The organism is Avibacterium sp. 20-129 (assembly GCF_026226845.1).
Taxonomy (GTDB): domain Bacteria; phylum Pseudomonadota; class Gammaproteobacteria; order Enterobacterales; family Pasteurellaceae; genus Avibacterium.
The window spans coordinates 335384-359367 of the sequence record NZ_JAKKOE010000002.1; the positions used below are offsets into that span (position 1 = coordinate 335384).

Sequence of the window (23984 nt, forward strand, 5' to 3'; positions counted from 1 at the left end):
TGCTTAGTTTTTAGAAGAGTAATTATTTCTTTTCTTTCTCATCACAGTTATCAATATCACTACATTTACCGTAAAGATATAAACTGTGTGTTTTTAATTTAATACCGTGTTCTTCACTAATTTGTTTTTGTCGTTGTTCAATGATCTCGTCATTAAACTCAAAGACTTTGCCACAATCCACGCAAATAATATGATCGTGATGCTCTGTTGGCGCGAGTTCAAAGACCGATTTATTTCCTTCAAAGTTATGGCGAATGAGAATATTTGCTTCATCAAATTGGTTAAGTACACGGTAAACCGTTGCTAAGCCAATATCTTCACCGCGTTCAAGCAATAGTTTATAAACATCTTCTGCAGAAAAATGTGACATACTATGTTCTTGCATTAACGCTAAAATCGTTAAGCGTGGCTCGGTAATTTTTAACCCTGCTTTTTTAAGAAGTTTAATATTTTCTTCAGACATAATGTTTCCTTTCTTTTGCTCTTGGTGGGTTACTCAACTAACTCAGCTAAACACATTTCATCAAAAACTTGTTTTGTCCATTTTTCAACACGTTCAGCAGTGAGTTCTGGCTGACGATCTTCATCAATACATAGACCTACAAATGTATTTTCATCAACGAGTGCCTGTGAAACTTCAAAAGTGTAACCTTCCGTTGGCCAATGACCGACAATAATCGCACCTTTTGGTTCGATAATATCACGTACTGTTCCCATTGCATCGCAGAAATATTCTGCATAGTCTTCTTGGTCGCCACAACCAAAAATGGCGACTAATTTATCTGTGAAGTCAATTTCTTCTAAGGTTGGAAAAAAGTCGTCCCAGTCGCATTGGGCTTCACCATAGTACCAAGTTGGGATACCAATCATTAAAAAGTCATAGGCTTCAATATCTTCTTTCGTACTCTTGGCAATATCGCGAATATCTACCACTTCTGAGCCTAATTGTTTTTGAATCATTCGTGCAATGTTTTCAGTATTGCCCGTGTCACTACCATAAAATAAACCAACGATAGCCATTTTTATTTCCTATTTTCTTGAAATTTAAAATATTCTTGTAAAATCGTTACGATTAACTCTGAACGACTAACACGCTGTACAGACGCTAAATCTTCCAATTGTTGAACAATATCCGTATGCAATTTCAGCTCAACACGCTTTAAGCCGCAGGATTTATCCCGTCTAAGTTGATTACGTTTGTTGATACGGAGTTGTTGTTCTCGGGTCAGCGGATTTGTTTTTGGGCGTCCCACTTTGGGTGTGTTAGCAAACAGATCTAAGGTTATGCAATCTGCATCTTGTTTTGCCATTTTTCAAATCACTGAACTGGTTAAAATGTAGCTAATTGAGAATGATAAGCTACAACTACTCATCGCCGCGAACTATATCACAATTCATAGTTGATTAAAACCCTCAACCTTTGATTGGTGAGATTGTTATTGGCTATCTAAAAAACGCTGAATAATGCGAATAATCGCTTCAGGTTTTTCGGCGTGTACCCAATGTCCACTGCCGTTAATGGTGAAAGAGCTGGCTTGGGGGAATTGGGCTAAAATCTGCTTGCTATATTCAGGCTGAATATAATCAGATTGTCCACCTTTGATAAATAGAGTCGGGTTGGGGTAAAAACAATCTTGCCAATCCATAAGGTGAGAATAATTTTGTTTCAGTGCGGTCAAATTAAAGCGAAATTTTTCAGTAGATTGTGCATCAAAGGATTTCAACATAAATTGCTGAATGCTTTCTTCTGGTATGTGTTGAGCTAATATTGGTTTGGCTTGCTGGCGAGTGTCAACGTGAGCTTCTTTCACGGCGAAAAGACCATCAAATACGCTATTATGTCCGTGTTCGCCATATTTCACTGGTGCAATATCAATAACGATCAATTTTTTCACTAAATCAGGGCGAAGGCTTGCCGCTTTCATTGCAGTTTTTCCCCCCATGGAATGCCCGATCAAGATTACCTGTTTAAGATCTAACTGTTCAATGGTGGCTAATAGGTCTTCCGCCATTAAATCATAATTCATTGATTCAGAATGAAAACTCTGTCCGTGATTGCGTAAATCTAGGCGTAAAATAGGGTAATTTTCCGCAAAGGCTCGGGCGATTACCCCTAAATTATTCATATCGCCAAATAATCCGTGAATAAACACTAAGGTTGGGTTGCTAGTAGGTTGTTTTAATTGATGAAATTGAAAATTGAGTAATTGCGTTTGCGACATAATTTTTGCGTGAGTATTTGAAAATAAATCGTTATAATGTTGCAAAAGCGTAAAGAGATCAAGCAACTGGAGAGAAAAAATGAAAATTATTGAAGTAGATGAAGAACTTTATCAATACATAGCCAGCCAAACCCGATCTATCGGTGAAAGTGCTTCTGATATTTTACGCCGTTTACTCAATTTTTCTGCGGTGCGTACTGATCATAATGTGACCTTTGCACCAAACCTTTCTGCTGATAATCAAAGTGCGGTGGAAATTTCCAACGAATTAGCACGAGATAATGAAAAAGTGGAAGAAAAACCAGCCGCAAAAGAAAAAGTGGCAACGAAAAAGCAATCTGATGAGGCGATCCAAAAAGTGGTTAGCAAGGTGCGTGAGTTGATCCAGTCCACTGATTTCCAGCAAGAAAGCAAAGCGGTGGTACGCTTCTTGGCTATTTTACGCGTGCTTTATCGCACCAATCCAGAAAGTTTTGCACAGGCTACGGAATCCTTACAAGGGCGTACGCGCGTGTACTTTGCCCGTGATGAGGGGACATTGTTAATGGCGGGGAATCACACTAAGCCAAAACAAATTCCTAATACGCCATATTGGGTGATCACCAATACAAATAGTGGTCGTAAAATGTTAATGTTGGAAGGTGCAATGCAATCAATGCACTTGCCAGAAGAATTGATTGACGAAGTGCGCACATTTTTCACAGTAAATTAATTGGCATTACAATGACATATCTTTGGCAACATTATGCCGCCCAGCCTGATTATCAACATAAAGTAGCCTTGCGCAATGAGCAAGGCGAACTTTTTTCTTGGCAGCAACTGAGTGAAAAAATTAATACTGTGGCACAGGCATTTTCTCAGCAAGGAGTGAATGTTGGTGAGGGGATTGCCTTATGCGGAAAAAATAGTTTTGCGCTCTTGCTTGCCTATTTAGCAGGGATTCAATTGGGCGCGAGAGTGTTGGGGATTAATCCGGCTTTTCCAGAAGAAAAGATTACCCAATTATGTGAAAATGCGGATGTACATTTTTATTATGATCCTAAGGGCGAAAAAATATTGCAAAATTGCACCGCACTTGTTGTATCCGTTACGGCTTCGCAAGCTAAAAAAAATTGCACGGCGGCTTATGATCCCAATCGTCCAGCGACAATGACACTCACATCCGGTTCAACGGGCAGCCCTAAAGCGGTGGTGCATAGCCTGCAAGGACATTTGGATAATGCGCAAGGCGTGTGCGAATTAATGGCATTTGGGGCAGAAAATGCGTGGTTGCTTTCTTTACCGTTATATCACGTTTCAGGGCAAGGCATTGTATGGCGCTGGTTGCACGCGGGAGCAAGATTGCATTTGCCGAATGAGAATTTTTATTCCGCCGCGGCTGAGGTTTCACATTTATCTCTTGTGCCAACACAATTGCAACGCTTTCTCACTTATTTGCAACAACGTTCTGAACAGACTGAACATACTCAGCACATTTTATTAGGGGGCAGCCATATTCCCCTTGCCTTAACGCAGCAGGCGGCACAATATCGTCTGACTTGTTATTCTGGTTATGGAATGACAGAAATGGCATCCACAGTCTGTGCGAAAAAAAGCGATCAATATCGTGGTGTGGGCTTACCCCTCAAAGGTCGAGAACTTGCGCTGATTGAGGGAGAAATTTGTTTGCGTGGTGCAGGGCTTGGGCTAGGTTATTGGCAACAGGGTGAAATATTGCCTTTGGTTCAACAAGACGGTTGGCTTCACACCAAAGATCTCGGTGAATGGCAAAATGATGAGCTATGCGTTTTAGGGCGATTAGACAATATGTTTATTTCAGGCGGAGAAAATATTCAGCCTGAAGAAATTGAACGGGTTATTTTGCATTATCCTAAGGTAAAACAAGTCGTTATCCTGCCCGTGGAGGATATGGAATTTGGGCAACGCCCTGTGGCAATGGTTGAGTTTATTGATGAATTTAGCCAAAGTGCGGTGGAAAATTTACGAATTTGGCTTGCTTCGCGATTAGAAAAATTTAAACAACCGATACACTATTTTCCATTAGATGTGGCACAATGCCAGCAACAGGGAACGATTAAAATTTCGCGTAATGCGTTAAAAATGGCTTTAAAAGAATTATTAGGAAAATAAAATGAAAATAATTGAACGTATTTGGGCGATCTTTTTTCTGTCCTTGGCTTGGGCTTCTACAAGTTGGGCAGATTTACCAAAAGAAGCGGATATTCAAACACAGCTTGCCGCGGCAAAAGAGGCCGATCAAACGGATGTCAATAATAAAATCTTGGTGCAAAATCTTGAAGAAACCCTCACGTTGCTTGGAAATATTGAAAAGCAGAAAGCGGATAACGCATCATTAAGTCAATCTGTGGAGAATGCCCCTAGTCAGGTTGCGGCTTTACAGGCGGCGGTAGATAAATTAAAAAATGCCTCACCGGTTACGGTAAAAGCGTTTGAGAAATTATCGTTGGCTGAGTTGCAAACACAATCTATGGCTACTCAGCAACATTTACAGCAAATCCAAGCGGATTTGGGTGCAATTAATGCTCAGTTAGTGAGCCAACGCGCCGCACCTGAACGTGCGCAGTCTGCATTGAGCGCGAATTTAATTCGTTCACAAGAAATTGATAAATTACTCTTTGGCATTAGTGCGGGAGATTCCGTAGAAAAAAATAAGCTCGAAACAGAGCTGGCATTGATCGGCTTGCAAAACAGCTATAATCAAATGTTATTGCAAGGCAATAATGATTTGACTTCGCTTTATACCATTCAATTAGAGCAAAAAACCTTGATGCAGCAGCAGTTGCAAACAAAATTAGCAATGCTACAAGAAGTGATTAATGAAAAGAATTTGCAAGAAACCCGTGAGCAGGCAGAGCAGTTAAAACAATCGCAAACGAATGTGCAAGATAGCAATCCTATCATTGTTGAACAACAAAACCAAAATGTGCGAATTAGCCAAGATTTGGTAAAACAGACAGCGCAGTTAAATGTGCTATCACAAGATAGCTTACGGATAAAAAGTGTGCTGGATAATTTGCAACAAACAGAGCGAAACATTAACGAGCAAATTAGTGCGTTACAAGGAACGTTAGTGCTTTCACGTATTATCAATAAGCAAAAGCAACTTTTACCGCAAGATCAAATGATTCGTGGGCTGGCAAAGCAGATTACGGATTTACGCGTGCAAATTTTTGATTTAACTGAGTTGCGCGATAATTTATATGATACCCAAAGCTACATTGTCAGTTTAGAAAAAAACGCCAACGCACATTTAACGGACGATGAAAAAAATCAGCTGACTGCAATTTTACAAGAGCGGCGTAAATTATTGTCAGATTCCATTACGAACCTGAATAATCAGCTAAATTTAGCGATTAATATCGAGTTAAACCAACAGCAGGTTACGGCAATTAGTGATGCTTTGCAGGGCAAATTACAACAGCAAAGTTTCTGGGTGAGAAGTAATCCACCGTTGGATATGGATTGGTTTACTAATTTCTTGCCAAAAGTGAAATACCAGTTGCAAGATATTAAAAGCTTGATCAATTTCGCGAACTGGAAGGATAACTTCGTGCCAACGGTGTTGCAGGTTATTCTACTTTTGCTTTTGGCGGCATTGATTCAGTGGCGTAAAGAAAAAATCACCCAACGCTTGGCTTATATTAACAGTAAAATCAATACATTAAGAGGTGAACGCCAGCATTATACCCCCGAGGCGATTTTATGGACGTTAATCTTATGTTTGCGTTCTACACTGATTTTTCTTTCTCTTTTAATTTTAATTGCGTCAATCTGTTTTGAAAATCCAGAACCGTTTTGGTTGTGGTCTTTAAAAATGGCGGGGTATTGGTTGTTCTTTGCGTTTATTTTGGCAATGCTACGCCCAAATGGATTAGCCTATCGCCACTTTAATATGCCGCAATATAATGTGCAGCTATTTTATTCCGTTTCTAAACGTTCAGTTTGGATCTATGCGTTATGGCTGAATGCCTCGATTTTTACCCATTTAGATACGGGGATTACGAATGATGTGATCGGGGAAGTGCTAACCATTTCAATTTTAGTGATTTCCCTTTTTATCGTAGGGCCACGTTTACGCTATGCGGTAAGTATTTATCAGAAAACCCAAGAACAAGCAGGTGAGCGGAGCTATTTATTTAAATTTGCTCGTATTTTACTTGTGATTGCGCCGATAGCATTAATTGTGTTGATTATAATGGGGTACTATTACACCGCACTTAATTTGATGGAACATTTAATGTCTTCTTATTTTGTATTGGTGCTTTGGATGATCGCAAAAGATGTGATTTATCGTAGTTTTACCGTGTCAGCACGTCGATTATCTTATCGTCGTTTATTAGAAAAGCGTGAGCAAATGCAAGCGCAAAAAGAAGAGAATAGTGATAATGAGCTAAATTCGGAAATTCAACAAGAAGAAGTACTGAATATTTCACAAGTCAAAAGCCAAGTAAAAAGTATCGTTGATCTATTACTTTGGGTGAGCTTATTTGGTTTATTTTATTGGGTTTGGTCAGATCTTATTACCGTAGCTTATTATCTTGAAGGCGTAACCTTATGGCAGCAACAAGTTACGACAGATTCAGGAACGGTAACCGAATCAATAACCTTACTTAATTTGTTATTTGCCTTAATTATCCTGATAGGGACGTATGCGATCGTTAAAAATATCGCGGGTTTGCTGGAAGTCTTAATTTTCTCTCGAGTCAGTTTTTCACAGGGTACCCCTTATACGATTACCACATTATTAACCTACTTTATCGTTGCATTAGGCGGAGGGGCGGCTTTTTCCGTGTTGGGAATGTCGTGGTCTAAATTACAATGGTTATTTGCCGCACTTTCTGTTGGTTTAGGTTTTGGTTTACAGGAAATTTTTGCTAACTTTATTTCAGGGATTATTATTTTATTTGAACGTCCAGTGCGCATTGGTGATGTGGTAACGATTGGAGAATATTCTGGTACGGTTTCAAAAATCCGTATCCGCTCAACCACATTAATTGATTTTGATAAAAAAGAAGTGATTGTGCCAAATAAAGCCTTTGTGACAGAGCGTTTAATTAACTGGGCATTAACAGATTCGATGACTCGTGTGGTGATTAACGTGGGCGTAGCGTATGGATCGGATCTGGAATTAGTTAAACGTTTATTATTACAAGCGGCAGATGAATGTGAATATGTGTTGAAAGATCCTGAGCCTATGGCATACTTCCTTGTCTTTGGGGCAAGTACATTAGATCATGAACTACGGGTTTATGTGGGCAATCTTAATGAAAGAACGATGACGATCGATCATCTCAATCGTCGAATTGATGAACTCTTCGCAGAACATAATGTAGAAATCGCCTTTAATCAGCTTGATGTCTTTATTAAAAATCAAGCAACGGCACAAGAAGTACAAATTATGTCAGAAAATTTAGCAAAATCATAAGGAATAACAGAAGGAAAAATAATGGCAGGAAACAGCATCGGACAACTTTTTCGAGTAACCACTTTTGGCGAATCGCACGGCATTGCTTTGGGCTGTATTGTGGACGGTATTCCACCGGGGCTTGAGCTATCTGAACAGGATATCCAACCTGATTTAGATCGCCGTAAACCCGGCACCTCTCGCTATACCACCGCAAGACGAGAAGATGATGAAGTGCAAATTCTTTCTGGGGTGTTTGAAGGAAAAACCACAGGTACGAGCATTGGAATGATCATTAAAAATGCCGATCAACGCTCACAAGATTATGGTGAAATTAAAGATCGTTTCCGCCCGGGACACGCTGATTATACTTATCAACAAAAATACGGTTTGCGTGATTATCGCGGAGGTGGACGTTCTTCTGCACGAGAAACCGCGATGAGAGTGGCGGCTGGGGCAATTGCGAAAAAATATTTACGTGAACATTTTGGCATTGAAGTACGCGGTTACCTCTCACAAATTGGCTCAGTGAACATCGATCCCAAAACCGTAGAGGACATTACACAAATTGATTGGCAACAAGTAAACAGTAATCCCTTTTTTAGCCCAGATCGAAGTGCGGTGGAAAAATTTGATGAATTAATCCGTGAACTAAAAAAAGAAGGCAATTCGATTGGTGCTAAATTAACGGTGGTGGCAGAAAATGTGCCAGTTGGCTTAGGTGAACCGGTTTTCGATCGCCTTGATGCGGATTTGGCACACGCCTTAATGGGCATTAACGCAGTGAAAGCGGTAGAAATTGGCGATGGTTTTGCGGTGGTGGAACAAAAAGGCACGCAGCACCGCGATGAAATGACGCCAGAAGGTTTTTGTTCTAACCACGCAGGTGGTATTTTGGGCGGGATCAGCTCTGGACAACCCATTATTGCGACGATTGCACTAAAACCAACATCTAGCATCACCATTGCGGGACGTTCCGTCAATTTAAATAATGAAGCCGTGGAAGTTATCACCAAAGGACGCCACGATCCTTGTGTAGGGATTCGTGCCGTGCCGATTGCAGAAGCAATGACCGCCATTGTTTTACTCGATCACCTATTAAGATTTAAGGCTCAATGTAAATGAAAAAGTTAATTCAATTAGTCAGTGCGGTGCTTTTTTGTGGCATTTTTTCGACTAGCAGTGTCATAGCTAGTCCAGAATATTGGCAAAAAGTAAAACGTCCTATCTCAGGTGAACCTGAGCCAGTTGGCTCATATAGTAATGGCTGTATCATTGGGGCTAAACCCTTGCCATTTAATGGGGAAGGATACCAAGTGATTCGGACAAGTAAAAACCGTTATTATGGACACCCTGATATGATTGCCTATTTACAGCGTCTAGGTAAAAAAGTGAAGCAAGCGGGGATTCCAACAATGCTTATCGGCGATATTGCGATGCCGGGGGGCGGACGTTTTCTTACTGGACACGCCAGCCATCAAATGGGCTTGGATGCGGATATTTGGCTACGCTTAGGACGTTTATCCGATAAAGATGCACAAAACCCAGCGGGAATGGGCTTGTTAGTGGTGGATCGTAAAGCACAGCGTGTTGATGATTCTGTATGGACAGAAAATCACGTCAATCTAATCCGTCTAGCCGCACAAGATAAGCAAGTGGCGCGTATTTTTGTCAATCCAGCGATTAAAGTGAAACTTTGTCAAACGGTACGCGGGGATCGTAGCTGGCTACAAAAAATCCGTCCTTGGTTTGGTCACGATTCGCATTTTCACGTTCGTTTAACTTGTCCGCAAGGCGCTAAATATTGTGAAAATCAAGCCCCCATTCCTGTGGGTGAAGGCTGTGGTGAAGAGTTATATTCTTGGTTTAAACCTGCCAAACCATCAACAGGCAGTGTGAAGCCCAAACCACGTCCACCTGAACCTTTTTTATGTCAGCAAGTGAGCAGCTCACCAAACCAAAGTGAATGGTTGGAATAATCCTTCGAGATAGGAACGAAAAATGGAAATCAGCCTCAACCTTATTGCCTTATTATTTGTTGTCGCATTAATTGCGGGGTTTATTGACGCCATTGCAGGTGGTGGTGGCTTAATTACCATTCCCGCGTTATTGATGACAGGCATCCCCCCAGCAATGGCATTAGGCACAAACAAATTGCAGGCTTGTGGCGGATCTTTTTCCGCAAGTTTTTATTTTTTACGTAAAAAAGCGGTAGATTTAAGCGCCATTTGGTTACTGGTGCTGATGACATTTATCGGCGCAGTGTTTGGCACGCTACTTATTCAGCTCGTTGATAGTGCATTGATTAAAAAGGTTATCCCCTTTTTAGTCCTCGCAATTGGTCTGTATTTTTTATTTACGCCAAATTTGGGCGATGAAGATCGCCATAAACGCATTTCTTACGCAACGTTTGCCTTTAGTGCGGGATTTGGGATCGGTTTTTATGACGGTTTCTTCGGACCCGGAACAGGTTCACTATTGAGTTTAGCTTTTGTAACGTTATTGGGTTTTAATCTTGCTAAAGCGACTGCTCACGCCAAAGTATTAAATTTCACCTCAAATATTGCCGCACTTTTGTTATTTCTGATTGGCGGGCAAATCTGGTGGGAAGCCGGGCTGGTAATGATGTTAGGGCAGATTATTGGCGCAAACTTAGGCGCGAAAATGGTATTAAGCAAGGGCAAACAGCTAATTCGTCCGATGGTGGTGGTGATGTCTTTCATTATGACGGCTAAAATGGCCTATGATCAAGGCTGGTTTGGGTAGTTGAGGATTTATGACACAACAAGATGATGTACGTTTAACCGCGCGCATAGGCTATGATCCCAAATGGCAATGGGCGTTTTTATTGCCAAAATATTGGGCTGTTTGGCTAGGTATTTTGGCTTTGGCGTTATTCGCCTTTATACCTTTTCGTTTCAGGGATAAGCTTGCGGCGAAAATTGGTTTAATTGTAGCGCAAAAAGCAAAAAAACAACGTCATAGAGCGAGCGTGAATTTACAATATTGCTTTCCTGATTGGACAGAAGAGCAACGCGAAAAGGTGATTGACGAAATGTTCATCACCGTAAGCCAAGTGATGCTGGGCATTGGGGAAATTGCATTGCGTTCCAAAAAACATTTGCAACAGCGTAGTGAATTTATTGGTTTAGACGTTATTCAGCAGGCCAAATCGGCAGGTCATAATATTATTTTAATGGTGCCACACGGTTGGGCAATTGATGCTTCGGGTATTATTTTACATACTTATGGAATGCCAATGACGTCGATGTATAATCCACATCGTAATCCCTTAGTGGATTGGCTATGGACAATGGCACGTCAGCGTTTTGGCGGAAAAATGCACGCTCGTCAAAATGGGATCAAACCCTTTCTTAATGCGGTCAAAAAAGGCGAAATGGGGTATTATTTGCCCGATGAAGATTATGGCGAAGAATTAAGTGAATATGCTGATTTTTTTGCCACTTATAAAGCCACTTTACCGGGGCTGAATAAAATGGCAAAACTTGCTAAAGCCGTGGTGATCCCAATGTTTCCTCGTTATAACGCAGAGCGGGGCAAATATGAAATGGAAATTCATCCACCAATGCCAATCAGCGAAGATCCCGCACAAATGGCACGGGAAATGAACAAAGAAATTGAGCAATTTGTAACCCCAACGCCAGAGCAATATGTATGGATTTTACGTTTATTAAAAACCAGAAAAGATGGTGCGGATATTTATCGTTAAATTAAATAATCTGTGGTAATATGCGTGCCGCTCTTTTTTATAGAAAACGGTCGAAAATTTGACCGCACTTTAGGTAAGAAAATGAACAAACAATTAGAACTGATTAAATCATCGATCAAATCTATTCCAAACTACCCGAAAGAAGGCATTATCTTTCGTGATATTACAAGCCTCGTTGAAGTCCCAGAGGCGTTCAAGGCAACTATTGATTTAATCGTGGCGCAATACAAAGACAAAGGGATCAATAAAGTTATTGGCACAGAAAGCCGTGGTTTTATTTTTGGTGCACCCGTGGCATTAGCGTTAAATGTTCCTTTTGTATTAGTGCGTAAACCAGGTAAATTACCTCGTGAAACGATTGCCCAATCCTATCAATTAGAATATGGTCAAGATACCTTAGAAATTCACACTGATTCTATTCAATCAGGCGATAACGTATTGATTATTGATGATTTATTAGCCACAGGTGGTACGGTAGAAGCTACCGTGAAATTGGTTGAACGTTTAGGTGGGGAAGTGAAAAATGCCGCTTTCGTCATTAATTTACCTGAACTCGGTGGTGAACAACGGTTACGTGATTTAGGGGTAACGCCATTTTCCTTAGTGAATTTTGACGGACACTAATTTATCCTAAGCGAGCAAGCAATGAGTTATCAAGTATTAGCAAGAAAATGGCGACCGCAAAAGTTCTCCGATGTAGTAGGACAGAAACCTGTTCTTACTGCACTTGCTAACGGATTGAATGAAAATCGCTTACATCACGCCTATCTTTTTTCGGGAACGCGTGGCGTGGGGAAAACTTCGATTGCTCGCCTGTTCGCAAAAGGATTGAATTGTGTTGAAGGGGTAACAGCGAATCCTTGTGGGGTTTGTGAGCATTGCAAAGCCATTGAAGAAGGGCGTTTTATCGATCTTATTGAGATTGATGCCGCTTCACGTACTAAGGTAGAAGACACCCGTGAACTGCTTGATAATGTGCAATATAAACCGGTGCAAGGGCGTTATAAAGTGTATTTAATTGACGAAGTGCATATGCTCTCTCGTCATTCTTTCAATGCGTTACTGAAAACCCTTGAAGAACCGCCTGAATATGTCAAATTCTTACTGGCAACCACAGATCCGCAGAAATTACCGATTACTATTTTATCACGTTGTATTCAATTTCATCTTAAAGCACTTGATCAGCAACAAATTGCCGATCATTTAGCCTTTATTTTACAGCAAGAGAAGATCCCTTTTGAACCGCTTGCCATTGAAAAATTAGCGAAAGCCGCACAAGGCAGTATCCGTGATAGTCTAAGCTTAACAGATCAAGCTATTGCAATGAGCAACGCGAATATTACCCTTGATGTGGTAAATACAATGCTTGGCTTACTCGATGATAGCCAGCCTATTGATATTTTGTATGCCTTACAGCAAGGTAACGGCGAAGGCTTAATGAAGGCAATTCAAGCGGTGGCGGAAAAAGGCGGTGATTGGAACGAATTGTTAAAAGCTGTGGCAGAAAACCTGCATAAAATTGCAATGTGTCAATTGCTACCACAGGCGCAAATTAGTGATGAAAGCCATATTGGCTTTTTGGCAAAACACCTTCCACCAGAAGATGTGCAATTTTTCTATCAAATTATCTTAAACGGACAGAAAGAGCTTTCCTTTGCACCAACCCAGCGAATGGGCGTAGAAATGATTTTACTACGTGCGTTGGCTTTTCACCCTAAACTTATCCAAGCAGCGCCTGAAATGCAACCAGTGGAACAAGTGAATTCCTCCCAGAATTCAGTGCAAAGTGCGGTACAAAATCACACAAAATTAGTGGAAATGCCCGTGGTATCGCAACAATTTAAGGCACATCCAGAATCAAAAACAACGCAATTTGTTGCGCAACCACAAGGACATTCAACATCAAATCGTCCATCTTCTGCGATGAGTAATGCAGCGTTAGAAGTGATGGATGCATTGGATCAACTTTCTTCCCCGGTAACGAGCGAAAAAAAAAACACTAATACCAATCAAGTGACGGATCTCCCTGTGGTAGAACGCAAATTTAGCCAGCAGAAAAACACTGGGCGATCTATCCATCAGCAGATTTCTCAGCCATCAATTCCTCAACCGCTAGAAGCAGAGATACCACCAATGGATATGCCTGTCATTCAAAGTGCGGTGCAAAATCAGCCAGATTTTTCTGCTGATCTTGATCAGGAAGATGATCTCAATTTAGCTGAAAACTACCGTTGGAACTGGAGCAATCCAGCAATGGCAGAAGAACAGGATAATGCAAGTCCGTCAGAAATTCGCAAAGCCATTTTAGAAAATACAACGCCAGAACTAAAAGAAAAAGTACTGACTATGGCAAAAGCGAAGGATAAATGGACGGATATTATCGAACAGTTAGCTATTTCAGGCTTGGCAAAACAAATGGCAATGAATTGCGTAATTTTAAGCCAGAGTGAAAACCAAATTCAGCTAGGCTTGCACCGAGATAAATTGCATCTGAATAATGAAAAACTTCGCATTCAGTTACAAACAGCCTTAAGTCAATTTTATCAGCAAGATGTGGCACTTTCTGTGGAAACTAATGCAGATCTCCAACAGCTCACCCCAATGGACTACCGTAAACAAATCTACCAAGAGTTAAGCGAACAGGCGCGAGAAAATTTACAAGCAGATGAACGTTTACAGCGCTTCTGCGAAGAATTTGATGGCGTATTGGCACTTGATAGTGTTCGTCCAGTTTAATCATTTGAAACGCAGTTTATGGCTAAAAAATAAAGTGCGGTGATAAATTAGGGCATTTTTTCGCTTAAAAAATCATCACTTCATTGTTATATTGACCACGCGAAATACCCATAAAGAAGTATAAGGATCGGATTGACGGATCTTTTTTATCAATCCTTGCATAAAAACTGTGCGGAAGATCACATAAACTGCAACAATATATTTACATCAGATTTACTCTTGTTAAACTTCCGCACGAAATTTTATGTTTAATTTTTATGAGGTTCTTTATGTTATGGTTTCTCTCCTGCGTAGCCTTGCTTTTATTGGGCTACTTTTTATACGGTTCTGTGGTTGAGCGTGTCTTTAAGATCAATCCAAACCGTGCAACCCCTGCTCATACAATGGCTGACGGCGTCGATTATGTGCCGATGTCTAAAAAGAAAATCTGGCTTATCCAATTATTAAATATTGCAGGAACGGGGCCAATTTTTGGTCCAATTCTTGGTGCATTATATGGACCTGTTGCGATGCTATGGATCGTTTTTGGCTGCATTTTTGCAGGTGCCGTACACGATTATTTCTGCGGAATGCTAAGTGTTCGCAATGGTGGACAATCAGTGCCTAACCTTGCGGGTAAATATTTAGGTGCGCCAGTTAAGCATTTTATGAATGCCCTTGCCCTTGTATTGTTAATTCTTGTTGGGGTTGTATTCGTCATTTCACCAGCCAGCTTATTAACCAATCTAACAGTGGATAATGTCGGTGAAATGTTCAACCTAGAAACGAAAAGCACGTTATTAGTTTGGACAGCAATTATTTTTGGTTATTACATCATTGCTACTTTAGTGCCGGTGGACAAAATTATTGGTCGCATTTATCCATTGTTTGGTGCGTTATTGCTATTTATGTCTTTTGGAATGTTATTTGCCTTATTATTTGAAGACAAAGCCTTATTCCATACTGTTGGTGAGATGAGTTTCTCGAAATTCTTTGAAAATATGCATCCAAAAGATTTACCAATTTGGCCATTGATTTTCGTTACCATTGCTTGCGGTGCGGTTTCGGGTTTCCACGCAACACAATCTCCATTGATGGCACGTTGTATGGAAAATGAAAAAGAAGGTCGCTTTGTTTTCTATGGTGCGATGATCGGCGAAGGGGTGATTGCCTTAATCTGGTGTACGGTTGGCTTAACTTTCTATGATAGCCCAGCACTAATGAATGATGCAATCACTACAGGTACACCATCAAAAGTGGTTTATGATTCCGCCACCCATATGCTAGGCTACTTCGGTGGTATTTTAGCGGTGCTTGGTGTGGTGGTATTACCAATCACTTCTGGCGATACCTCGTTCCGTGCTGCACGTTTGATTATCGCGGAATTTTTCAAAATCGATCAGCGTAATTTAGTTAAACGCTTAATGATCGCTATTCCATTATTCGTACTAGGTTTCATCATTTCTAAACTCGATTTCCAAGTAATTTGGCGTTACTTCGGCTGGGCAAACCAAACGACTGCAATGGTTATGTTATGGACAGCAGCGGCTTATTTATATCGCTATCATAAATTCCACTGGATTTGTACAATTCCAGCAATCTTTATGACAATGGTTTCTGCCACTTTCCTTGCTTATGCAAAAATTGGCTTAGGTTTAAGCTATGATGTGTCTGTTTGGGTAGGTACAGGCTTAACACTATTAGCGATCATTTGCTTCTTCACCTTGTTAAAACCAATTTCCAATGGTGATCCTGATTCTGAAACAGTCAGAAATTAAAAAAACTCCACAAAATTCACCCGCACTTGAGAAACCAAGTGCGGTTTTTTTATTCTCACGTTTAGATAAGTTATTTTCCTATCATTTGGAAAGAACGCACATAGCTCAATGACATTATGCACGGTATGCAGCCAAGTAAGGAATTTGAGAAATTACTCACAGGGGAAGCAGCAAGAGCGGCGATTGCAACTGCTGATGCCTGTACAAAATCTCGTTATGAAAATCGTAAAGTTGAGGTGCGAGAGGTAATGTAATGTGAGATAAAAAATTCCCCCTTTAAAAAGGGGGAATTCATAGTTTGTTGTTTGTGATAAAAAATGCCCTATTTTTCCACCGCACTTTTCACTTCATCGATCATAATCCCCATACTTTCCAAACCACCGAAAGTTAAATACCAATTTGCGGCATTTAAGTAAACAATATGATTATTTTTATACGCTTGAGTTTGGTGAATAATAGCGTTATCTAACACGGTTTGGGCATTATTGGCTTTGTCCGTAATGGCTGCGGTACGATCCACGATCAATAAATAATCTGGATTTTTTTCTAGCACATATTCAAACCCAATGCTCATTCCGTGGGTGGAGGATTTAATATTTTTATCAATAGGGGTGAAGCCAAAACCACTATAAACGATACCATAGCGAGAGTTTTCACCAAAAGCACTCATACGGCTTTCATTGACTAAAGCAAGTAGGGCGGTTTTGCCTTTGGTTTTCTCTGCAAGGGCTTTCATTTGTTTGTCTAGCTGTGCCAGTTTTTCATCTGCCACTTGTTGTTTATCAAAAATTTGTCCAAATGCGTGGATATTTTGTTGGAAACTTGGATAGAAATTATTGTAGTCCACTTTAACAAAAAAGACTGGTGCAATTTCTTTTAAGCGATCCAATACTTTTTCTTGGCGACCGGTGGCGATGATAAGGTCTGGGTGAAGATCATTGATTTTCTCAAACGCAGGCTCTGGTGGCACGCCAACACTCGCGTAATGTTCTTTGCTAAATTCGCTTAAATATTCAGGCACTTTGCCGGCATTGCTGATGCCAACAATGCGATCTTTTGCACCTAGCGCGCGAAGGGTATCCACAGCTGAGAAATCAAGCACCACAACACGCTTAGGATTTTGTGGCACAACTTGTTTGCCAACTGCATTTTCTACGGTAATATCCGCTGCATTCGCACTGGCAACGCCGAGTAAGGCGCAAAGACTGAGGGCAAGGGTTGAGAAGGTTTTTTTCATAGCATACTCCTATATTAAGCTGATTGATGTCGAAAATACACAGCAATTTTGTGCTGATTAATTTGTTGAATTGGGATTGGCATATCGTAAATGCTCGCTAAAACGGGTTCTTGCATCATTGTGGCAACGTCTCCTTGATGAACTAATTTGCCGTCTTTCATTGCAATAATGTAATCAGAATAACAAGAGGCAAAATTAATATCGTGGATCACAATGACCACCGTTTTATTCAATTCAGTAGTGAGCTTGTGTAGCACTTGCATAATTTGGACGGAATGTTTCATATCTAAATTGTTCAGTGGTTCATCAAGCAAAATGTAATCTGTATCTTGCGCTAAGGTCATTGCGATATAGGCACGTTGGCGCTGCCCACCGCTAAGCTGGTTGATATATTGATGACGAAACTCGCCTAGATCCATATAGGCAATCGCATTATCAATAAAAGTGCGGTCGTTTTTGGTTAAATTTCCTTGGCTATAAGGAAAGCGCCCGAAGGCAACCAATTCTTCCACCGTTAAACGCAAGTTGATGTGATTAGATTGTTTTAGAATAGAAAGTTGTTTAGCAATGTCACTGCTTTTTTGCTGATGTAATGGCACCCCATTTAGGCTTACCGTGCCGCTATCCGCACGCAGTAAACGGCTGATAATGGCAAGCACCGTGCTTTTTCCTGCACCATTTGGGCCGATAAACGAGGTAATTTTACCTTGCGGAATGGTAACCGAAAGGTTATCTACGACTTTTTTAGTACCATAAGATTTATTAATATTTTTAATCTCTATTGCCATTTTTTATTTGTCCTTAATAACAGATAAAGGAAATAGACGCCACCAACAAAGTTCACGATAATGCTCAAGGTGGTGTTAAAGGTGAATACTTGGGAAACCAGTAATTGCCCGAAAACAAGGGTGATCACGGCGATCAGCATTGCGGCGGGGATTAATATTGTGTGGCGATAAGTACGAATAAATTCAAAGGTAACATTCATCACCAATAAGCCCAAGAAGGTTAAAGGCCCAACAAGTGCGGTGGAAATTGACGTTAAAATCGCCACAACAATGAGTAATCTCTTAGTGATCGCGGGATAATCCACACCTAAGTTAATTGCTTGTTCACGTCCAAGAGCAAGCACATCAAAATAACGCACATAGCGTAGGGTATAAAGCATTGTGGCAAGTAAGCCAGCTAGCGCGATCCATAAAATATCAAGATTGATACGGTTAAAACTGGCAAAGCCGATGTCTTGTGCGATCTGAAATTCATTGGGATCGATGAGTACTTCCATAAAAGAAGTTAAACTTTGGAAAAAGGTGCCAAAAATGATCCCAACTAAAAGCAAGAAAAACAGGCTTTGTTGTTCATTTTTAAACAAAAAATGATAGAGACCCAGTGCGAATAACATCATCAAACTGGTGCAAACAAAAAATAATACAATGGGGTTCATTGAGGTTAATGTGCTTGAACCAAAGAGAAAAATAATCAGGGTTTGAATGAGCAAATACAGATTATCCAAGCCTAAAATACTCGGCGTTAAAATGCGATTATTTACAATGGTTTGGAAGATCATCGTAGCCAGTGCAATTGCCACACCTGTCATTACAATAGCAAGTACGCCAAGAGCGCGGTTATATAAGGCATATTCCCAGCGAGTAGGGAGATGATAAAACACATACAGCACTATGCTAAGTAATGCGAAAATACTCAGTAAAATCAATGATTTTTTAGGATCGTAAACGTGCTTAACCATTTTGAACCCTTTGTTTTAACAGCATATAAAGAAAAATGGCACTGCCGAATACGCCCACAATGGCGTTAATGGAAATTTCGTAAGGATAAATCAACGCGCGCCCCAGAATATCGCAAAACAGCACAAAAACAGCACCTAAAAGTGCGGTGTGAGACAGCACTTTTTTCAAATTATCCCCCAAATAAAGGGTAACAATATTGGGAATAATTAGTCCGAGAAAGGGGATAACGCCCACCGAGACAATGATGATCGATGATACCGTTGCAACTATGGCTAAGCCTAAATAAAGCACTTGCTGATAGTTCAAACCAAGATTGACTGCAAAATCCTGCCCCATTCCTACAATGGAAAAGCGATTGGCAAAAAGATAAGCAAGCACCAATGCCGGAAGGCTGAAATATAACATTTCATAGCGCCCAGCCATTACTAAGGAAAAATCGCCTTGCAACCAACCAGAAAGGTTTTGTAACAAATCTTGTTGATAGGCAATAAATGCGGTGATAGCGCTAATAATATTGCCAAACATAATGCCGACTAACGGCACAAAAATGCTATCTTTAAATTTCAGCTTAGAAAGCAACGTCATAAACAACAATGTGCCACAAAAAGAAACCAGAATTGCAACACTTGTTTTGAGTAACATTGAAGCAGAAGGAAATAGTAATATTGCAATTAAAATGCCTAGCCTTGCGCTATCCATCGTGCCTGCCGTGGTTGGGGAAACAAACCGATTACGGCTTAACTGCTGCATAACCAATCCACAAATACTCAATGATGCCCCAGCAATCAAAATACTGACTAAACGGGGCAAGCGGCTAATCAAAAATATTTGCCACTGCTGAGCATCAAAATTGAGTAATCCTTGCAAATTAACGGTACTTACGCCTAAAAAGAGGGAAATACCCGAAAGTAACAATAATAAGATAAACAAATAACGGCGTTTAATCATATTAATAGATTTTAAAAATGAGAATAATTAGCATAATTATATTGAATGTTATCACGTCAGCGTTGAAGAGCAAAGAAAAATCAAAGTGCGGTGCAAAAATCCCTCATATGTATTAAATTTTCCTCTTGTAAGGGAAAACACTATTTTTCTTATCATTTGGCGCGTATGATAGAAAAGATTTTATAAATAAATGAATGAGGAATCGAATGGAACAGCAATTTTCAGCGTTATTTCAACCGTATTTTTTGAATAACAATGTTGAAATCAAAAATCGTTTAGTGGTTGCCCCTTTAACCCATTTTGCATCAAACCCTGATGGCACATTAGGAAGCCAAGAGGCTCAATTTTTGCAAGGGCGTGCAGAAAATATGGGAATGTTTATTACCGCAGCAACATTGGTGTCAGAAAATGGTAAGGCATTTCAAGGACAGCCAGAAGCGTTAAATGAATTTCATTTGGAAAGTTTAAGTAAAACTGCGGAGATTATTAAACAGCAAGGTGCAAAAGCCATTCTGCAACTTCATCACGGCGGAAAATTAGCGCTATCTGAATTATTGAATGGAAAAGAGAAAGTGGCTCCCTCAGCAGATCCTGACACACAAACAAGGGAGTTGACTCAAGAAGAGATTTTGCAAATTATTCAAGATTTTGCTTTCGCCACAGAGCTTGCTATTCGCTCGGGGTTTGATGGGGTAGAAATTCACGGGGCGAACGGTTATTTAATTCAGCAATTTTTCTCTAAGCAAAGTAATCAACGTACCGATGAGTGGGGAGGGAATTTGACAAATCGTTTGCGTTTCCCACTTGCTGTGATCGATGCAGTGAATGCAATGCGTGAGAAACATCAATGCCCAGCATTCATTATTGGCTATCGCTTATCGCCAGAAGAGCCGGGTGAGAATGGATTAACAATGACAGATACGCTTGAATTGGTGTCCGCTTTAGCTGAGAAGCCATTACAATATTTACACGTGTCATTGTGGGATTTTTATAAAAAGGCTCGCCGTGGTGCAGATACTCATTCTGCTCGTCTTGAATTAATTCATCAACGTCTAAATGGCCGTTTACCGCTTATTGGAGTGGGAAATTTATTCAGCGCAGAACAGCTTGTTGGCGCCTTGAATACAGGATGGGTAGAGTTTGTTGGTGTGGGTAAGTCTATAATGATTAACCCAAATCTTGCGACGTTAATTGCCCAAGGAAAAACGCAAGAAATTATCACCGCACTTGATCCTGAGCAGCCAGATCATTATTGCATACCTGATTATTTATGGTCTTTATGTATAAAAGGCAGCCCTTGGTTACCACCAGTGAAAGGGCAAGATTGGCAACCTGTGGATATTTAAAACGCAAATAGCACTCGGTATGGGTGCTATTTTTATATCCATTAAGTGCGGTGTACTTTTAGTCACTATTAAAAATGAGATCGTAACGATATTCCTCTCATAGTTAGCATTATAGTTATTACGATCCGCCCTTTAACTCAATTAGCTACGGTTAGTTGCGATAAGCAAAATAGGCTAACGCCTTGAAATTACAGGCATTAAAAAAGCCTTTCGAGTGATTACGAAAGGCTTAGTTAAGTGTTATGGTGCTCTGAGCGAGACTTGAACTCGCACGTCCTATGGACACTACCCCCTCAAGATAGCGTGTCTACCAATTCCACCATCAGAGCAAAATTCGGTTTAGATTATTGTGGGATATCTGAATTTTGTTTTTCTTCCACTTTTGGTTGCTGTTCTTGAATTTTTTCTGCAACTTGTGAAAGATTATCAAATTTGCCTTGTTTTACCTCACCGTGGTGAGAGTTAATGTTAGCAATAGCAAGGCTAGTAACAAAGAAGATAACTGCTAAGATTGCGGTTGTACGGGATAAAAAATTCCCTGCACCACTTGCACCAAATACTGTACCTGATGCACCGCCTCCAAATGAAGCACCTGCGTTTGCACCTTTACCTTGTTGGATTAAAATGAAACCAATAAGAATAACAGATACAACTAAGTAGATAATTAACAGTGCTTGATACATTATTTCTTCTCTTGTTATTGGATACCAAAAATTAACGGGCGAATATTAGCGAATATTAAAACAGCGCGCAAGCGATTTTCTTTAAAAAATTGTCGATTGTTTTAATTGTAAGCAATTTAACTTGCCGTAAAACTTATGATTTTTCCACCGCACTTTTCTTTTTCGTTGCGCTTGCATTTTTTGTCGTCATTTGTTGTCGAGATAATGCACTAAGCTGCCGCAACGCATCGAAATTGGTATAACTGAGCAGGGCAGGTAGGGATTGTACCAATTCGTGCATAAATTGGTGATAATTCAATTCTTTTTGGCTAATGCTGTTGAGCTGGGCTTCCCAATGTGCGGTCATATCGGGCAGCGTGGCAATATCAGGTAACGCTTGGATTAAAATTCGCCCGGTTTCGCTACTGTGAATATGACGCCCTTTTTTATAGATAAAACCACGTTTAAATAGCAGCTCAATGATGCCTGCACGAGTGGCTTCTGTGCCTAAGCCATCTGTTTCGCGTAGGATTTTTTTTAAGGCTTTGTCTTGTACAAAACGTGCGATCCCTGTCATTGCTGAAAGTAGGGTCGCATCAGAAAATGGTTTCGGTGGCTGGGTTTTCTTGCTGAGAATTTCCCCTTTTTCACAGAATAATTCTTGCCCTTTTTTTACTTCAGGAAGCAAGGGTTCGGCGTTATTTTGCTCGTCATTTTCTTTACCCCAAAGCTCTTTCCAGCCAGCCACTTGTAGATTACTGGCTTGGGCGATAAATTTTCCCCCTGCTATATTTAAGGTGATTTTGCAGCGACGATATTCCGCATCAATACAGAATTGGGCTAAATATTGACGAGCGATAAGCTGATAAATATTTCGTTCTGTTTGTGTGAGATTAACGGGGGTATTTTTTGCCGTTGGGATAATGGCGTGGTGTGCTTCCACTTTTTTATCATTCCAGCAACGATTTCTCTGTTCAGGATTAATGATACTGGGTAATGATTGATAATCGGGGGCTTGTGCGGAAATCGCATTCATCACCTTGTGACGATCAGCAAAATGCTCTGTGGGTAAATAACGGCAATCTGAACGTGGATAGGTGATCAAGCGGTGCGTTTCATATAAACGTTGGCAGGCATCCAACACCTCTTGGGCGGAAAGTCCATAGCGTTTTGCGGCATCAATTTGCAAGGCAGAAAGGGAATAAGGCAAGGGAGCGGCTTCCTTTTCGCGTTTGTCTTGATAATCCGTCACTATTGCAGGTTGTCCTGTGATACGTTTCACGACATTTTCTGCTAAGGCTCGTGAGAGTACGCGTCCGTCTTCATCTTGATAATCTTCACAGGCTTTGCTTGGTTGCCAAAGTGCGGTGAATGTTTGCGCGATTTCTTCCGTTGTTTGCACGAAAGCCTGCACTTCAAAATAATCTTTTGGTTGGAAGTTTTCAATTTCCAGATCACGGCGAACGATCAAACCCAATACTGGGGTTTGCACACGACCCACAGAAAGCACGCCGCGATAGCCCATATTTTGCCCACGTTTCGTGTAGGAACGCGTCATATTAATGCCATAAAGCCAATCGGCTCTAGCGCGGGCGAGGGCAGATGTCGCAAGGGGAATAAAGTGTTGATTAGATTGTAATTTTTTTACTGCTTTTTGCACCGCACTTGGGTTTAAATCACTAATTAAGCAACGTTGGATTTGAGCTTTTTTCTCGGCAGAAAGATTGGCATAACTAAACACTTCATCGACTAAAAGCTGCCCTTCACGATCAGGGTCGCCGGCATTGATCAGTTCATCAGCTTGATGAATGAGCTTGATTACGGTATCCAATTGTTTTTTCACCGCTTTGCGTGGAATAAGCAACCATTTTTGCGGCACGATGGGTAAATCTTCCAAGCGCCACATTTTGAATTTGGGATCGTAAGCCTCCGGTTCGGCTTGCTCTAATAAATGGCCAACACACCAAGTTACGCAATCATTTTCGCCACAACGAATAAAACCATCGCCACGCTGATGGGGTTTGGGCAACACATCGGCAATGGCGCGCGCAAGGCTAGGTTTTTCGGCTATAAATAATCGCATAGGGACAACATCAATTAGCTAAAACAAAGCTCTGCATTCTAACACAGATTTCATTATTCCCAATTTATTAATTTTTCGTTAGAATGTTGC

21 protein-coding genes, 1 tRNA gene and 1 pseudogene are annotated in these 23984 nt (G+C 40.6%); 11 read left to right on the plus strand and 12 right to left on the minus strand.

The window, feature by feature from the left end; all coding sequences use genetic code 11:
* Positions 1-22: 22 nt before the first annotated feature.
* From fur to L5B90_RS09220, 4 genes are all read right to left on the minus strand, one after another.
* Entirely contained in the window at positions 23-463 is a 441-nt protein-coding gene (gene fur, locus L5B90_RS09205) for a ferric iron uptake transcriptional regulator (RefSeq protein ID WP_265762722.1), read from the minus strand.
* A gap of 29 nt (positions 464-492) precedes the next feature.
* Positions 493-1020: a flavodoxin FldA gene (gene fldA / locus L5B90_RS09210; RefSeq protein WP_115249319.1), complete on the minus strand. Its 528-nt coding sequence runs from the start codon at positions 1018-1020 to the stop codon at positions 493-495.
* 2 nt (positions 1021-1022) lie between these two features.
* Entirely contained in the window at positions 1023-1310 is a 288-nt protein-coding gene (gene ybfE / locus L5B90_RS09215; RefSeq protein WP_250349765.1) for a LexA regulated protein, read from the minus strand.
* A 126-nt stretch (positions 1311-1436) separates the two neighbouring features.
* Positions 1437-2222, minus strand: a complete 786-nt coding sequence (locus L5B90_RS09220; RefSeq protein ID WP_265762723.1) for an alpha/beta fold hydrolase — start codon at positions 2220-2222, stop codon at positions 1437-1439.
* 79 nt (positions 2223-2301) lie between these two features.
* On the opposite strand from L5B90_RS09220, the gene seqA reads away from it, so the two are divergent.
* The 10 genes from seqA (at position 2302) to L5B90_RS09270 (ending at position 15870) form a co-directional block, all read left to right on the plus strand.
* Positions 2302-2934: a replication initiation negative regulator SeqA gene (seqA, locus tag L5B90_RS09225; RefSeq protein WP_265762724.1), complete on the plus strand. Its 633-nt coding sequence runs from the start codon at positions 2302-2304 to the stop codon at positions 2932-2934.
* A gap of 11 nt (positions 2935-2945) precedes the next feature.
* Positions 2946-4352, plus strand: coding sequence for an o-succinylbenzoate--CoA ligase (gene menE, locus L5B90_RS09230; protein ID WP_265762725.1), 1407 nt, complete (start codon positions 2946-2948; stop codon positions 4350-4352).
* A 1-nt stretch (position 4353) separates the two neighbouring features.
* The gene (gene mscK / locus L5B90_RS09235; protein ID WP_265762726.1) at positions 4354-7668 is read left to right on the plus strand and encodes a mechanosensitive channel MscK; all 3315 of its coding nucleotides are present in this window, start codon (positions 4354-4356) and stop codon (positions 7666-7668) included.
* Between the two features lie 21 nt (positions 7669-7689).
* Positions 7690-8772 (plus strand): chorismate synthase, encoded by a 1083-nt coding sequence (gene aroC, locus L5B90_RS09240; RefSeq protein ID WP_265762727.1) that lies wholly within the window; start codon positions 7690-7692, stop codon positions 8770-8772.
* The gene (mepA, locus tag L5B90_RS09245; protein ID WP_265762728.1) at positions 8769-9626 is read left to right on the plus strand and encodes a penicillin-insensitive murein endopeptidase; all 858 of its coding nucleotides are present in this window, start codon (positions 8769-8771) and stop codon (positions 9624-9626) included. The genes aroC and mepA overlap by 4 nt, the downstream gene beginning before the upstream one ends.
* A 22-nt stretch (positions 9627-9648) precedes the next feature.
* Positions 9649-10413: a TSUP family transporter gene (locus tag L5B90_RS09250; RefSeq protein WP_250363375.1), complete on the plus strand. Its 765-nt coding sequence runs from the start codon at positions 9649-9651 to the stop codon at positions 10411-10413.
* 10 nt (positions 10414-10423) lie between these two features.
* On the plus strand, positions 10424-11377 hold the full coding sequence (gene lpxM / locus L5B90_RS09255; protein ID WP_250363374.1) for a lauroyl-Kdo(2)-lipid IV(A) myristoyltransferase: 954 nt from the start codon (positions 10424-10426) through the stop codon (positions 11375-11377).
* Positions 11378-11458: 81 nt separating this feature from the next.
* Positions 11459-12001, plus strand: coding sequence for an adenine phosphoribosyltransferase (gene apt / locus L5B90_RS09260; RefSeq protein ID WP_250363373.1), 543 nt, complete (start codon positions 11459-11461; stop codon positions 11999-12001).
* 21 nt (positions 12002-12022) lie between these two features.
* Positions 12023-14113 carry a DNA polymerase III subunit gamma/tau gene (dnaX, locus tag L5B90_RS09265; protein ID WP_265762729.1) on the plus strand — a complete coding sequence of 697 codons (2091 nt, stop codon included), beginning with the start codon at positions 12023-12025 and terminating at the stop codon, positions 14111-14113.
* Positions 14114-14382: 269 nt separating this feature from the next.
* Positions 14383-15870 carry a carbon starvation CstA family protein gene (locus L5B90_RS09270; RefSeq protein WP_265762730.1) on the plus strand — a complete coding sequence of 496 codons (1488 nt, stop codon included), beginning with the start codon at positions 14383-14385 and terminating at the stop codon, positions 15868-15870.
* 70 nt (positions 15871-15940) lie between these two features.
* Here the strand turns inward: L5B90_RS09270 and L5B90_RS11645 are convergent.
* From L5B90_RS11645 to L5B90_RS09295, 5 genes and pseudogenes are all read right to left on the minus strand, one after another.
* Positions 15941-16057: pseudogene (locus L5B90_RS11645) on the minus strand (hypothetical protein); the annotation flags it as partial.
* A 135-nt stretch (positions 16058-16192) separates the two neighbouring features.
* On the minus strand, positions 16193-17107 hold the full coding sequence (locus L5B90_RS09280; RefSeq protein ID WP_265762732.1) for a siderophore ABC transporter substrate-binding protein: 915 nt from the start codon (positions 17105-17107) through the stop codon (positions 16193-16195).
* A 14-nt stretch (positions 17108-17121) separates the two neighbouring features.
* Positions 17122-17895: an iron ABC transporter ATP-binding protein gene (locus tag L5B90_RS09285; RefSeq protein ID WP_250349779.1), complete on the minus strand. Its 774-nt coding sequence runs from the start codon at positions 17893-17895 to the stop codon at positions 17122-17124.
* Complete coding sequence (locus L5B90_RS09290; RefSeq protein WP_265762733.1) at positions 17886-18854, minus strand: iron chelate uptake ABC transporter family permease subunit; 969 nt, start codon at positions 18852-18854, stop codon at positions 17886-17888. The genes L5B90_RS09285 and L5B90_RS09290 overlap by 10 nt, the downstream gene beginning before the upstream one ends.
* Positions 18847-19803 carry an ABC transporter permease gene (locus L5B90_RS09295; RefSeq protein WP_268738985.1) on the minus strand — a complete coding sequence of 319 codons (957 nt, stop codon included), beginning with the start codon at positions 19801-19803 and terminating at the stop codon, positions 18847-18849. Before L5B90_RS09295 ends, L5B90_RS09290 begins: the two co-directional genes overlap by 8 nt.
* 206 nt (positions 19804-20009) lie before the next feature.
* Here L5B90_RS09295 and L5B90_RS09300 point away from each other — a divergent pair, with 206 nt between their 5' ends.
* The gene (locus L5B90_RS09300; RefSeq protein ID WP_265762734.1) at positions 20010-21149 is read left to right on the plus strand and encodes an NADH-dependent flavin oxidoreductase; all 1140 of its coding nucleotides are present in this window, start codon (positions 20010-20012) and stop codon (positions 21147-21149) included.
* 243 nt (positions 21150-21392) lie between these two features.
* On the opposite strand, the gene L5B90_RS09305 is transcribed toward L5B90_RS09300, so the two are convergent.
* From L5B90_RS09305 to L5B90_RS09315, 3 genes are all read right to left on the minus strand, one after another.
* Positions 21393-21478: transfer RNA gene (locus L5B90_RS09305), tRNA-Leu, on the minus strand.
* A gap of 15 nt (positions 21479-21493) precedes the next feature.
* Positions 21494-21832, minus strand: coding sequence for a preprotein translocase subunit SecG (secG, locus tag L5B90_RS09310; protein WP_250349781.1), 339 nt, complete (start codon positions 21830-21832; stop codon positions 21494-21496).
* Between the two features lie 133 nt (positions 21833-21965).
* Positions 21966-23894 carry a DNA topoisomerase III gene (locus tag L5B90_RS09315; RefSeq protein ID WP_265762735.1) on the minus strand — a complete coding sequence of 643 codons (1929 nt, stop codon included), beginning with the start codon at positions 23892-23894 and terminating at the stop codon, positions 21966-21968.
* Positions 23895-23984: the final 90 nt, after the last annotated feature.